This is a genomic window from Treponema sp. Marseille-Q4130 (assembly GCF_014334325.1).
In the GTDB taxonomy this organism is placed as follows: Bacteria; Spirochaetota; Spirochaetia; order Treponematales; family Treponemataceae; genus Treponema_D.
This window is the reverse complement of record NZ_JACSET010000005.1, coordinates 22448-34487: the sequence shown is the minus strand read 5'-3', so window position 1 is coordinate 34487 and position 12040 is coordinate 22448. Positions and strand designations below refer to the sequence as shown.

The 12040-nt window shown below is 52.4% G+C and carries 9 protein-coding genes; 6 read left to right on the top strand and 3 right to left on the bottom strand.

Annotation, left to right across the window (positions count from 1 at the left end):
* Positions 1 to 58: 58 nt before the first annotated feature.
* The 4 genes from H9I36_RS06470 to flgE are packed head-to-tail and all read left to right on the top strand — an operon-like array spanning position 59 to position 4229.
* Positions 59 to 682, top strand: a complete 624-nt coding sequence (locus tag H9I36_RS06470; RefSeq protein WP_187384560.1) for a periplasmic-type flagellar collar protein FlbB — start codon at positions 59 to 61, stop codon at positions 680 to 682.
* Between the two features lie 44 nt (positions 683 to 726).
* The gene (locus tag H9I36_RS06465; protein WP_187384559.1) at positions 727 to 2325 is read left to right on the top strand and encodes a flagellar hook-length control protein FliK; all 1599 of its coding nucleotides are present in this window, start codon (positions 727 to 729) and stop codon (positions 2323 to 2325) included.
* A 54-nt stretch (positions 2326 to 2379) separates the two neighbouring features.
* Positions 2380 to 2823 (top strand): flagellar hook assembly protein FlgD, encoded by a 444-nt coding sequence (flgD, locus tag H9I36_RS06460; RefSeq protein WP_038080615.1) that lies wholly within the window; start codon positions 2380 to 2382, stop codon positions 2821 to 2823.
* Between the two features lie 14 nt (positions 2824 to 2837).
* The gene (gene flgE, locus H9I36_RS06455) at positions 2838 to 4229 is read left to right on the top strand and encodes a flagellar hook protein FlgE (RefSeq protein WP_187384558.1); all 1392 of its coding nucleotides are present in this window, start codon (positions 2838 to 2840) and stop codon (positions 4227 to 4229) included.
* 142 nt (positions 4230 to 4371) lie between these two features.
* Here flgE and priA read toward each other — a convergent pair whose 3' ends face one another.
* Together priA and H9I36_RS06445 are read right to left on the bottom strand one after the other, a co-directional pair.
* Entirely contained in the window at positions 4372 to 6366 is a 1995-nt protein-coding gene (gene priA, locus H9I36_RS06450) for a replication restart helicase PriA (protein ID WP_187384557.1), read from the bottom strand.
* Positions 6363 to 7187, bottom strand: coding sequence for a uracil-DNA glycosylase (locus H9I36_RS06445; RefSeq protein WP_187384556.1), 825 nt, complete (start codon positions 7185 to 7187; stop codon positions 6363 to 6365). The genes priA and H9I36_RS06445 overlap by 4 nt, the downstream gene beginning before the upstream one ends.
* Before the next feature lie 343 nt (positions 7188 to 7530).
* On the opposite strand from H9I36_RS06445, the gene H9I36_RS06440 reads away from it, so the two are divergent.
* Positions 7531 to 9207 (top strand): hypothetical protein, encoded by a 1677-nt coding sequence (locus tag H9I36_RS06440; protein ID WP_187384555.1) that lies wholly within the window; start codon positions 7531 to 7533, stop codon positions 9205 to 9207.
* 10 nt (positions 9208 to 9217) lie between these two features.
* Positions 9218 to 10351 carry an MGDG synthase family glycosyltransferase gene (locus tag H9I36_RS06435; RefSeq protein WP_187384554.1) on the top strand — a complete coding sequence of 378 codons (1134 nt, stop codon included), beginning with the start codon at positions 9218 to 9220 and terminating at the stop codon, positions 10349 to 10351.
* A gap of 101 nt (positions 10352 to 10452) precedes the next feature.
* Here the strand turns inward: H9I36_RS06435 and thiI are convergent, their stop codons facing one another.
* On the bottom strand, positions 10453 to 11601 hold the full coding sequence (gene thiI / locus H9I36_RS06430) for a tRNA uracil 4-sulfurtransferase ThiI (RefSeq protein ID WP_255422689.1): 1149 nt from the start codon (positions 11599 to 11601) through the stop codon (positions 10453 to 10455).
* Positions 11602 to 12040 lie beyond the last annotated feature (439 nt).

Genomic DNA, 12040 nt, shown 5'->3' with positions numbered 1-12040 from the left:
CGGTCGGATTAGCGCCGATGTAGGAAGTAGGTCAAAATATATAAACGGGTGGGTTACGATGGCAAAAGGAAAAAACCTGGGCAAATCGATTGTCCTTCTTTTTCTGATTATAATTCTCTGTCTCGGCGGCTTGTTGTGGTTCGATTATTTGGGAATCATTCACGCAAAGACGCTGTTTACGCCGCTGTACCGTATCCTCGGCAGAGAAGTGCAGACGTCGATGACCGCCGTTCGCCCGCTCAACAACGATATCGATCAGGATCGCATAGACAAACAGCGTGAAGCGCTCAGGCTTTATAAGGAAGAACTCGATCAAAAAGAGAGCGAATTGACCGCGTCGGGACAGCAAAACGAGCGGATTGCGGCCGAACTTGCCGAACGCGAAAAAACACTCGAAGAACGCGAAAAAACATTTAACAATTTGCAAAAAAAGTACGATGATAAAGAAGTAAACATAGAACAGATCGCAACGCGTCTGTACAATATGCCGCCCGCCGCGGCCGTTCAAGAACTTGTGGCGATGGACGATCAGCTCGTGATCGACGTTTTGCGCAAAGAAGAAGAAATGGCGACGGTGAAAAAGCAGTATTCGATGACATCGTACTGGCTTTCGCTCATGCCGGCGGAGCGGGCTGCGGCAGTCCAACGGAAGATGGTGAGCAAGCCGAAAGCGCTTGACTGAACTTCCCTGCGGTCATTCTTTGTTTGCACAAATGGAGGATGCCGATGCAGGGAATTCCTGTTGCAAAAGTCAACGCAGTTCCGAAAGTAAACGCAATCGACAATATCGACGCTCTCTCAGCACCGCTTTCAAAAAACATTTTTGCATCTCATACGAAAGGCGAAGAACATTCGTTTGCAAAATTACTCGCACGTGCGCAGGGCAAAAAAATCGACGCTCAAGTCTCCGATGCATTTTCGGGTGCGGGGCTTCTCTCGCGCGGAAAATCAAAGTCTCTTTCGCCGCACGGCGGAAAAAGTGCGGATAGAGGTGTTTCCGATGCGGCGCATACGCGGGACGTCGGACGGTCTTCGGCGCGGCATGCGAAAGCGGATATGCTTTCAGGCGTGCATACGCTCCATGAAAACAAACGCACTTTTTCTGATCCCGTACGAGAGGATGCGGTGAAGTTCCGGCGGAACGATGGCGCCGATGCGGTAAAGGAAAGTAAAACGGACGGTGCGAAAGATTCCGCAAAAAAAGAGACAATCGACGCAGCAAAAGATGCCGCAAAAAAACAACAGGACGATACTTCTTCGGATATCAATCAAAAAAAATCTCTCAAATCCGCTGAGAACGAAAGCGGCGGACGGCCGACTGATGCTGAAGCGCTTGACGCAGCGGAACCGTCCGATACGGATGACGGGGCGCGCGCCGCGCTCTTGCAGGATTTCGCATACCTTGTCGACGGCTCTCGCAATCCCGAAACTGTCAACGCGGGAAGCGCTCAAAATGTCGAAAGCGGCGTGGGCGATTTTTTTGCCGAAGGAGCCGCCGCACCGGAAGATACCGCTACGTTTCAAATGGGCGCTCTTCCCGTATACGCGGAAAAAACGTCGGAGGGCAGAACCGAAAGCGGCGAATTTTCGGACGAGGCTTTTTCCGCAGAATCGGTGTTTGCTTTTGAAACAAAAGATGAGACGACCGCTGCAAAACGCGAGCGCATATTCGATACTGACGGCAGGATCATTGTCACCGATCTTCGAACGGAGATAAGCGAAAGCGTTTCCGAATCAAAACCCGTATCGGAAAAGTTGATAAAAATCGATGCGGCAGGCGGCTCTGCGTCCGAGATGACGATGTTCGTTTCGGACGGCATCCGGCAAAACGTTTCTCCTGCAAACGGTCAAAGCGCACCGGCGGCAAGTTCGAACTTTCAAACGATGCTCGCGAATCAAATACGGCAAAACGCATCCGAATTTGTAAAAGCGGGTTCGATCGTTTTACGCGACAACAACGCGGGAACGATCAACCTCGTGCTGCGTCCCGAATCGCTCGGAAATGTAAAGATCAGCTTGCAGCTTTCCGATAAGGTAGTGAGCGGTCAAATTACCGTGCATTCCGAAGAAGCGTACAACGCGTTTAAGGAAAGCGCCGACGCGCTCAAGAACGCGTTCGCGCAAAGCGGTTTTGAAGCGGGCGGTTTTACCGTAGCCTATTCGTCGGCCGGAACGGGCGGAAGCTTTTCGGGAAGCGGGGCGGGTGGCGGCTTTGCCGATGCTCAGCACGCAGGGCGATATGAAAGCGCTTTCGTGTCGGAAGTAAGCGCCGCTTCGGGCGGAAGCTATATCGGAAGCGAACACGCGGTAAATGTCGTTGTGTAAATTATTAATTGTTTTTAAATTATTAATTATTAATCAGCGGGATAGAGGTAGATGATGGACGGAATCAACACCACCATGAGTGCAGCCGACAGAGCGGCGGTCGATTTTGCCGTAAGCGGCTACAACAAAGAACTTGGCGTAAAAGGACGTACGGTCAATCATTCGTTGGGCAAGGATGACTTTTTAAAACTTTTGATAGCACAGCTGTCGAACCAGGATCCGACAAGTCCGATCGAAAACACCGAGTTTATCGCTCAGATGGCGCAGTTTTCATCGCTTGAACAGATGACGAACATGAGCGCGGAGTTTACAAAGCTCGCGGGCGTGTTCAGAGTTTCCGAAGCGTCTTCGATGCTCGGAAAGACGGTTGAGCTCAACGTCGGAGATACCACTACGACGGGTGTCGTGCAGGCTGCAACGCGCGAAGAAAAGCCGCGCGTTATGGTAGGCGGCAGATACTACACGATGGATCAGATCAGCGCGATTTACGGAAATTAAACGGGGGCAGCTCTATGATGAGATCACTGTATTCGGGCGTTTCGGGATTGCAAAATCACCAGACGCGCATGGACGTCATCGGCAATAACATCGCGAACGTAAATACGTTCGGTTTCAAACGTGCCCGCGTCAATTTTCAAGATATGATTTCCCAGCAGCTTTCGGGACCGGCTCGTCCGAACGACGAGCTCGGCGGCGTCAATCCGAAAGAAGTCGGACTCGGCATGATGGTTGCATCCGTCGACAATATCTTTACGCAGGGCAATTTACAGACGACCGGAGTGACGACCGACATCGCGATCGAAGGCAACGGCTTTTTTATCTTAAAGGACGGCGAGCAGTCCTATTATACGCGGAACGGAGATTTTTCGCTCGACCGTGACGGCACCTTTGTGAACCCTGCAAACGGTATGCGCGTGCAGGGCTGGATGGCGCAGGAAGTGAACGGACGTGAAATCGTTTCGACGGCCGCCACTCCGACGGATATCGTTATCCCCGTCGGATCGAAGGATCCGGCGCGCGCGACGCAAAACGTTTTGTTCCGCTGCAACCTCGATAAAAATACGCCGCTCATTCCCGAACAGGCGAACGCGGAAGACATCATCCGCGGCACGTGGGGAACGGAACAGGAAATCTACGACAGCTTCGGCAACAAGCACCTTTTGTCGGTATCGTTTGCGAGGGTTCCCGGAGCGGTCAATCAATGGCAGGCGACGGTAAACGTCGATGCCGATAACGCGGACTTTACGCAGACGAGAGTCGGACTCAATACGACCGACGGCATGGGAAATACGTTTATCGTCTCTTTCGATAATATGGGGCGTCTGCTTTCCGTCGAAGATTCTGCCGGCGTCGCATCGAACGAAAACGGACAGATTTTGCTGCAGACATCGTTTACCGTTCCCGAATCGAATCCCGACGCGGACGGCAATCCGTATAGGCAAACGCTCAACATCAACATCGGTACGATCGGCAGCATGACCGATACGATCACGCAGGACGCATCCCGCTCGACGACAAAAGCGTTTTCGCAGGACGGCTATGCGCTCGGTTACCTCGACAATTTCAAAATCGATTCGAGCGGCGTCATAACGGGTGTCTATTCGAACGGCAGCGTGCGCACGCTCGGACAGATTGCGATGGCCTCTTTTACGAACGACCGCGGTCTTGAAAAGGCGGGCGACAATACGTACACCGAATCGAACAATTCGGGACAGGCGATGATCGGCGAAAGCGGAGTGGCGGGAAAGGGCAAACTGCTTTCCGGCGCCCTCGAAATGTCGAACGTCGATTTGGCCGAACAGCTCACCGATATGATCGTTACGCAGCGTGGTTTCGAATCGAATGCAAAGACGATTCAAACGACCGACTCGATGCTTGAAACGATTTTATCGCTCAAGCGCTGATGATTGACGGGCGCAGTTCCCGCCGGTAAAAAAGGCACGGCCGAAACGGCTGTGCCTTTTTTTTATAATTAATAATTATTAAAAATCGCTGAGGGCGAGTTTTTGGAGGTAAGTTTTAAAATACTGTTTTCAAGAGCTTGCCTTATAAAAGCGAAACGGGATCGACGTCGCATTCAATGTACACCGACTGCGGATGGCTGTAGCCGAAGATGAGTGTTCTTGCGGCTTTTTGCAGCGGGCTGATATCGCTTCCTCGAAGCAGCAGGTGATAGCGGTAGTTTTGCGATATTTTTAAAATCGGGCATTCGGCGGGTCCGAGTATTTCGACGGCGTTTTCGAAATGCATTTTTTTTACTTCGTCAGAGAGGAGTTTTGCGCCCGCCGCTGCGGTTTCTTCGGCGGCATTTTTATCGGCGGAACGGAAGACGAGGCGGATGAGGCGGCTGAAAGGCGGAAAACCGAGAAGCTTTCGCTGCCCGAGTTCGTACGCGTAAAATTTTTCCGTATCGTGGGTGCACGCGAACGCGACGGGCTCTCTCGACGGGTTGTACGTTTGCACGAGCACTTTTCCGTCGGGGAAAAAACGTCCCGCGCGGCCTGCGACCTGCGTGATAAGCGAAAATGTCCGCTCGGAAGCGCGGAAGTCCGGTATGTGCAGTCCCGTGTCGGCAAGCACGATGCCGACGAGGCGCAGGTTCCGAAAATTGAGTCCCTTGGCGACCATCTGCGTGCCGAGCATGATGTCGTAATCTCCGCGTCCGAAGGCCGCAAGTTTTTCTTCGAGTTCGCCTCTCTTCGTTAAAGCGTCGGTGTCGATTCTGACGATCTTCGCGTTCGGGAATTTCGCCTTCGTTTCCGCTTCGATGTATTCGGTACCGAATCCCGAATAGCCGATATTGAGAGAACCGCAGGCGGGGCACGATTCGGGCGGTTCGACCGACCATCCGCAGTAATGGCAGCGAAGACGCCGCTCGCTTTTGTGGTAGGTCATCGGTACGGAGCAGTTTTTGCACGTCATCTCGTAGCCGCAGTCGCCGCATCTGAAAAAGTGGGTAAAGCCTCTCCGATTCAAAAAAAGTATCGTCTGCTTTTTGAGATTGAGAGTCGTCCTGATTTCGTTTGCAAGCGAACGCGAAAGGCAGCCGTCAGTCTTTTCCTTTGTCAAATCGATGCGTACGATTTCGGGCATCGCGCCTCCTGCAAGACGCTTTGTGAGCGTGTGACGGACGAGGCTCCCTTCGTTCATGAGGTGCCACGATTCGACCGACGGCGTCGCGCTTCCCATGACGAGCGGGATCGCACTGCGCGATGCGCGGTACATCGCAACTTGGCGTGCATGGTAGCGGGGTGTCGTTCCGCTTTTGTAGGAAGCGTCGTGTTCTTCGTCGATGATGATGAGTCCCAAGTCCGGCACCGGAGCGAATACCGCGCTCCGCGCTCCGACGACGACGCGCGCTTCTTTTCGGAGGATGCGTTTCCACTCGGAAAACTTTTTACTTTTTGTGAGGCCGGAGTGGAGGACTGCTGCGGTTTCTCCGAAGCGAGAGCGAACCGCGCGTATCACTTGGGGCGTAAGGCCGATTTCAGGGACGAGATAGATGACACCTTTGTTTTGTGCGAGGACGGATTCGGCGACGCGCAAAAACACTTCCGTTTTGCCGCTTCCCGTCGGCCCGTACACGTAGTGGAAAGACGCGCGCTTTGCTTTTGCAGAAAGGATATCCGAAACCGCCTGCTTCTGTTCGTCCGAAAGTGCGTATGCTTCGCTTGAAGAGATGTCGTCGGTAAATGAAAATCCTCCGGCGCCCGCTTCACGCCTTCCCGACGGAATCATCGCCGAAACGATTTCGCCGAGCGGGCAGAGGTAGTAATCGGTCATCCATTTTGCGAGCGTAAAAAGTTCGGCGGTCAAAATCGGCTCATCGTCTACGATGCGCCGTACGGCGCGGATTTTTTCTTTCGGCACATCATCGGGCGCCGTATCGCAGATGCCCGTGATAAAGCCCGTAAGCTTTCTGTTTCCGAAGGGTACTTCGATCCGCATTCCGATTTCGGCTTTTGTTTTTTCATCGGGTGTATACGAATACGTAAACGATCGGTTTACCGGCACGTTTAAAACGACGTCGAGATATATCATTTTTTAATAAAATCTTTTGCGTAATCAGGGACGAGACGCGAAAGCTCCGCGCGGAAAAGTTTCAAATCCTCCCACGCCGGCCGCTTCAGCGACACATCCCGAAGCAGGGCGCTCGGATGATAGGTGACGAGGAGCGGTATGCCCTCGTAATCGCGGAAAGTGCCGCGAAGTCGTCCGAGCGCTTCCGTCGTTTTTAATAAATTTTGCGCCGCAGTCCTGCCCGCTGCGAGGATGAGCTTGGGCTTGAGTATGTGAATCTGCGCTTCGAGAAAGGAAATACACGCATCCGCTTCTTCGGGGAGCGGCGTCCTGTTGTTCGGCGGACGGCATTTTACGATATTTGCGATGTAGCAGTTCACATCGCGCGAAAGGGAAATCGCTTCGAGCATTTTGTCGAGGAGCTTTCCCGCAGGCCCGACAAAGGGAAGCCCCTGCGCGTCTTCTTCCGCTCCCGGCCCTTCGCCGACGACGAGAACGGCAGGATTGGGAACGCCCATACCCGGCACGGTGTGCGTCCTCTTTTTTGAAAGCGCGCATCGCGAACACGAGGCGATTTTTTGTGCGACGTCTTCGAGCGTGATACCGCTTCGTCCCGATTCGGAGCTCGCAGGATCTGCAGGTTCCGCGTCTGCACAGTCGTCGGCGCGTCCGCCTGATACGGAAGCGTAGGCCGTCCGATCGGAGGTTTCCGCGTTTGTCGCAGGTTCGGCATCGTCGGAAAAAGAGGGCGTTTCCGAAAACGCGCGCGGTATGTAAGCACACAGCGACGACGATGCCGTTTTGAGGAGATTCCACACTGTCTGTTTTTCTGCGGCGAGCATAGGGCAAGCATAACACATTGCTTGTACTTTACGCAAGAATAAGGTATAGTAGGTCGAATATCGAGTTTCGAAAATATTTCTAAATAAAGGTATGCTTTTAGCGAGAACTTCGTTCGCTGCGCTCACTACCGAGTTTGCTCTGCAAACTCGCCGTGTATGCCGCGGTCGAGCTTTTTAGGACAGGCTTCCGCAAGCCTAACGCTCGAAACGGCACGCAGCCGGAACCTCGCCTTGAGCATAATTTTATTTGTTTTTCGAAACTCGCCATTCAGTTGGTGAGCGAAACAGATGGAAAATTTCGAGTTTTAGAAAACTCGAAATTGAACCTAGTAAAAACGATTTTATGAAAATAAAAAAATTATCGATAGTATTGTTTTTGGCGGCAGTATTTTTTTCAGCCGCATATACTCAAGTAAGCGTCGATCCCGCGGACGAGTTTTATGAAGCAGCTCTCCGTTGGCATATCCGCGGCGTCGTCTCCGAACTGCCGCAGCTCAAACCCTATCCGCAGGAGTCGATACGCCGTATCCTGCTCGCGGTTATGGAAAGAGGCGACCGCGAAGAAGCGTCCGACGCCCGCGAATATTACGATCGGATATTCGGCAAAACGTGGCACATATCGGCGGAAGCGAAGGGAGCGACTCTCATTTCGCGGAACGGAACGGCGAACGAGCGCGATATCGACGGCCGGATCTTTTTTTCGCTGCACGGCGGCGGAGACGTGCTGTTTGCAAACGGCTTCGGTACGGGCTATCGCGCGGGCGTTTCGGCTAAATTCCTCGATACGTCATCAGGCGTGTTCAAAGATGCGTGGGCGTCTCCGGCATACGATACGCTGGTCGATCCGATTGAAAGAGGGACGGCTGCGATCGAGTTCGATGCCGACGCGATCGCTTCCTATGCAAACGAAAAGATCAGCCTTAGCGCGGGGTACAACCGCACGGGCTATACGAATTATATCGACGGCGGAAACGTTTTGAATCCCGCGTCGTTCAACGCACCGAAGTTTTCGTTCGCTTATGACGGTCGCTGTTTTGATTTTGTGCAGCATTTTGCAGCTCTCCGCGCGTCCGATATGCTCGGAAAAAACGGTCCTTACGGAAAATTCCTTTCGTTCCACGCGCTGCGTTTTACGCCGAACCGGAAGATCCGCCTTTCGTATTACGATTCGGTCGTCTACGGTAAACGCTTCGATCCGTCGTATTTGATTCCGCTTCCCGCCGGTCTCATAGCTTCGGCAAACGGATACGACGATAACGTGATCGCAGGTCTTTTGTTCGAATATAATTTTTTCTCAGGCGTTTCGTGGCTTACCGATTTGAGCATCAATAAGCTCGATATACCGCAGATGGCTCGCCTGCGCTTCAATGCCGATAACCGTTTGGCGTTTAAAACGGGACTGTCCTATACGCCGAATGATTCACCGTGCAAGCTCCTTACGTTCAGTTATACGATCATCTCGCCGTACACGTACACATCCGAAGAGACGAACGGCGAATCGTACAACTACGGTTCGTATACGAATTGGGGACGGGGCATCGGACAAAGTCTCCCGCCGAATTCGGATCATATTTCGTTGAAAATCAAACTCGAACCCGTAAAGCGTTTTACCGTTTCGACCTTCGCTTCCATTACGCGGCATGCGAACGTGTATCAGTCGTATTCCGGCGATGAACTGCGGGAGATGCTTTCCAAAGGTGGACGCGCGACGGACGGCAGCATCAATTCGCAGCATTACGCTTCGACGCAGTTTTTATCGGAATCGTACGTTATGTATATTGCGCGAGGAGGAGTTGAAGCTTCGTATCGTTTTCCGCGCGTAAAAGCGGGTGTCTTCGAACTGAACGGCATCTTTTCGTACACCTATGTCAATAACGCGGGCATGGACACTCCGATGTTTTCCGGCGCAACAGGGGCAACTACGGATGCGCAATTCGACCTTATGCGTACCGCTTGGGAGAATCAACTGCACGACGAATACAATATATTCTTTTCGCTGGGTGTAAAATGGACATACTAGCGGAGGCGCAATGAAACGGAAATTTCTTTTTTTATATCTTAATACCGGCGCGGGTCATATTTCCGCAGCAAAGGTGCTCGCAGCGGCTTTGAAAGAAAAAGATCCCGACGTCGAAATCGAAATGCTCAACGGCTTCGATAAGTATAATTTTTTCGGGCACTTTATGTTCGAAAAGGGATATAATTACGCGACGAATTACGTTCACGGCGCCTTTCCGCTCATCTACGATATGGCGCAGCACCGCTGGGGCCAGACGATGTTCGTGCTTCCGCTGCGTTTTCACACGACGCGTTATCTCCGCCGCGTCATCCGTGAAAAGCAGCCGACCGATATCGTATCGTTTCACTTTGCGCTCACTCCCTTTGTTAAATCGGCATTGCGGCAAATATCGCGAAAGATCAATTTTACGGTGATGGTTACCGATCCGTTTACGCTGCCGAACGCATGGTTTTACGAAAACGATCAAAAGTTTTTTGTGTTTTCCGAACAGGCAAAACATCAGGCCGTCGAAGTCTGCGGAGTGCCCGGGCAAAACGTTACGGTCGTTCCGTTTTTGATGAACGAAAAATATCTTATGCCGCTGCCGTCAAAAGACGAAATCGAAGCGATGAAAGCGAAGCACGGTTTTACGGCCGACAAAAAAATCGTGCTGCTCGTCGGAGGAGGAGAAGGGCTTCCCGGCGCGGTCGAAATTATTAAAGAATGCGTGCTGCATCGCGCGCCGTTTGCAGTCGCCGTCGTGTGCGGTCGCGACAGGGCATTTAAAGACGCGCTCGAACTTCTCAGGCGTACATATCCAAAGCTCGATCTGCACGTATTCGGCTTTATCGATTACCTCGACGAACTTATTAAAATATGCGACTGCGCCGTCATCAAGGCGGGGCCGGCGACGCTTATGGAAGTGATTTCATGCAGAAAGCCCGTCGTCATCATCAAATACATTCACAATCAGGAACTCGGCAATATGCGCTTTGCAGTCGATCACAAAGTCGGCTGGTTTATCAGAAAGCCGCGCGACGTGTACCGGAAAATCAACGAACTGCTCGTCGATAAAAATTTTGACGAGGAGATGAAAAAGAATTTCGACAGCGTACACCTCGACACCGACGCGGGAAAAGTCGCTTCTCTTTTGCTCGAAAAATAACGATTGTCCCGGGACGGCTGACCCGCGTTTCGCCTTTTTTATTTGGCAGTATATTTATTTTTTATGTATGCATTTCCGGCGCATTTATTCTCTCCGCGCGCTCAAACCGAAAAGCGTTTTATCTCCCGTTTTTCAAATGCTTCTTGTATCAATGCATCGGCGTCGAGGGACGCGTAAATCGTCTCGGCTTCTTCGACGGATGCGCGGAGCACCGGATGCTTGGGCGAAAAAAGCACGCAGCAGTCTTCGTAGGGGAGGATCGACGTTTCGTATGTGCCGATTTCCCTTGCCGTGTCGATGATCTCTTCTTTGTCGAGACCGACGAGGGGGCGCAAAATCGGAAGAGCGGCGAAGTGTTCGGTAACGTTCAAATTGGCGATCGTCTGACTTGCAACCTGTCCGAGACTTTCGCCGGTGATAATGCAGTCCGCGTGCGTCCGCTCTGCGATGAAGTTTGCCGTTTTCATCATGCACACGCGGAGCATGAGCGTTGTCCACGCTTGGGGTGCTTTTTCTTTAATGCGCATCTGCACGTCGGTAAAGGGAACGATGTTCAAATACGTATCGAGTCCGTAATTTCCCAGAGATGAGGCGAGCGTTTCAACTTTTTTTTGCGCCTCTTCCGACGTGTACGGATACGAGTGAAAATATGCGCAGTCGATTTTCATACCGCGCCTCATCATGCGGTAGCCCGCGACGGGCGAATCGATGCCGCCGGAAAGCAGGAGAAGACCTTTGCCGCTCGATCCGACGGGAAGACCGCGCCTGCCTTTTTCCGCATCGGAAAAGACAAAGCAGCGGTCTCGCACTTCGACATAGATGCGCACGTCGGGGGAGTGCACGTCGACTGCGAGTATGCCTTCGCGCGATGCGCGGTCGGCCGCCCTGCAGCAGATTTCATAGGAAGTGAACGGCAAGTCTTTATCCTGCCGCCGGGCTTCGACTTTAAACGATTTTGCGCCTTTTTCCTTTGCGCGCACGGCTTCTTCATAGACTGCGAGATTTATGGAATCGATATCTTTTTCGACGACCGCCGTTTTTGCCCAGCCCGTGATTCCGATGAGATGCTCGAGCGCGAATCGCGCCGCCCCTTCATCGTCGCAGTCGATATAGAGCCGTCCCGCATTTCCGCTCACTTTTGCGCTCCGTCCTTTGAGAAGACGCCGTGCATTTGAAGCGAGACGATTTTTAAATTCTTCGATATTCGAACCTTTGAGCGAAAGCTCTCCGACCTTTGCAAGATACGTCATACGCACCAGTATAAATAATCATTGTACGCTACACAAGAGCGAGCAAATCCGAGCAGTGCGCAACTTGCAACGAGCACGAAGTGCGAAGTCTCCCGCGCAGGATTTGCTCGCGTGTCCCATGAAAGAAAAACGCGTCAAGCGTTTTTCGCCTCCCGACTTAAAAAGAGCAAATCCGAGCAGTGGTCGTTCGCGGTACATCCGTGTACCGCTCACTACCGTATTTTTACTTCGTAAAAATACGCAGCCATTTTGCAACATATCGACACGGCGTCCGTGCCGCGTATTGCAACGAGCGCGTTAGCGCGAAGTTCCCCGCGCAGGATTTGCTCGCGTGTCCCATGAAAGAAAAACGCGTCAAGCGTTTTTCGCCTCCCGACTTAAAAAGAGCAAATCCGAGCAGTGGTCGTTCGCGGTACATCCGTGTACCGCTCACTACCGT

Coding starts and splice junctions, on each gene's coding strand:
- flgE (WP_187384558.1), top strand. CDS start 2,838: ATGATGAGATCACTGTATTCGGGCGTTTCGGGATTGCAAAATCACCAG.
- priA (WP_187384557.1), bottom strand. CDS start 6,366: ATGATATATCTCGACGTCGTTTTAAACGTGCCGGTAAACCGATCGTTT.
- thiI (WP_255422689.1), bottom strand. CDS start 11,601: ATGACGTATCTTGCAAAGGTCGGAGAGCTTTCGCTCAAAGGTTCGAAT.
- H9I36_RS06435 (WP_187384554.1), top strand. CDS start 9,218: ATGAAACGGAAATTTCTTTTTTTATATCTTAATACCGGCGCGGGTCAT.
- H9I36_RS06440 (WP_187384555.1), top strand. CDS start 7,531: ATGAAAATAAAAAAATTATCGATAGTATTGTTTTTGGCGGCAGTATTT.
- H9I36_RS06465 (WP_187384559.1), top strand. CDS start 727: ATGCAGGGAATTCCTGTTGCAAAAGTCAACGCAGTTCCGAAAGTAAAC.
- H9I36_RS06445 (WP_187384556.1), bottom strand. CDS start 7,187: ATGCTCGCCGCAGAAAAACAGACAGTGTGGAATCTCCTCAAAACGGCA.
- H9I36_RS06470 (WP_187384560.1), top strand. CDS start 59: ATGGCAAAAGGAAAAAACCTGGGCAAATCGATTGTCCTTCTTTTTCTG.
- flgD (WP_038080615.1), top strand. CDS start 2,380: ATGGACGGAATCAACACCACCATGAGTGCAGCCGACAGAGCGGCGGTC.